The following is a 989-nucleotide window of genomic DNA, read 5'->3' on the forward strand; positions in this document are numbered from 1 at the left end:
CAGCCGACATAGAAGCCGGTCCAGTTGTAGCTCGGCGCCGGCGCGTCCGTGCACCAGATCGATGTTCCGCCGGCCGGCGTGGAGTTCAACGGGCTCGGCGGCGAAGGCGTGTTCGGCGAAGCGAGCCTCGGCTACGACCAGGATTTCGGCAGCTGGGTTGCGGGCGTCATGGTCGATGCGCGCTATTCCGGCATGACCTCGGAGCTCGATCTCGGCGGCGGCCAGATCAATCTTGACACCGACTATGGCTTCGACGTGCTCGGCCGCGTCGGCATGAAGGTCAACGAAGCGACGCTGGCCTATGCGCTGGCCGGCTATAGCTGGCAGCATTTCGATCTCAACGCATCCGACCCGATCGGCGACATCATCGACTGGGGCTCGAACGGCTTCTGCGTCGGCGGCGGCCTGGAAACGGCCATGTCGGACAAGATGACGGTCGGCATCGAATACCGCTATTCGCAGTTCGAGAAGCACGACTTCTCGGCGGATCTGGGCGCGCCGGACGGCAGCATCACCTCGACGCCGTCCTTCCACACCGTGCGGATCGACGCCAAGTACAAGTTCAACTAAGCAAGGGCCCTCCAGCCAAAGCAAGAAGCCCGCCTCACCGGCGGGCTTTTTTTGTTGTCGGGAAAGCATCATCTCGTGCGTCCTCTGAAGGCACCCCCGCGGCTGCCCGAAAGAAGGAGACCATCATGCGGAAGCTCATCATCACGGAGTTCATCAGCGTCGACGGCATTGCAGAGGTCGAGAAGTTGCCGGGCGTGACCTGGAACGATGAGATGAACGCGTTCAAGGAGGACGAGCTCGCCGACAGCGGCGCCATGCTTCTCGGCCGCACGACCTACGAGATCTTTGCCGGCTCATGGCCCTCCGAAACCGGGGATTTCGCCGACCGCTTCAACGCGCTGCCTAAATATGTCGCCTCGACCAGCCTGAAGGCGCTCGACTGGCAGCCGGCGGAGCTGGTCGCCGGGCCCCTGCCCGAG

Annotated in this window: 2 protein-coding genes; both read left to right on the plus strand. The window is 63.5% G+C overall.

From position 1 onward, the window contains the following. Positions 1–48: 48 nt before the first annotated feature. On the plus strand, positions 49–570 hold the full coding sequence (locus EOA29_RS37850; protein ID WP_245468760.1) for an outer membrane beta-barrel protein: 522 nt from the start codon (positions 49–51) through the stop codon (positions 568–570). A 125-nt stretch (positions 571–695) separates the two neighbouring features. Continuing rightward, positions 696–989: dihydrofolate reductase family protein (locus tag EOA29_RS37855; protein ID WP_149994419.1), on the plus strand; the 294-nt coding region annotated here is incomplete at its 3' end.

Origin of the sequence: Mesorhizobium sp. M1E.F.Ca.ET.063.01.1.1 (genome assembly GCF_003998155.1) — a bacterium.
Classification (GTDB): Bacteria; Pseudomonadota; Alphaproteobacteria; order Rhizobiales; family Rhizobiaceae; genus Mesorhizobium.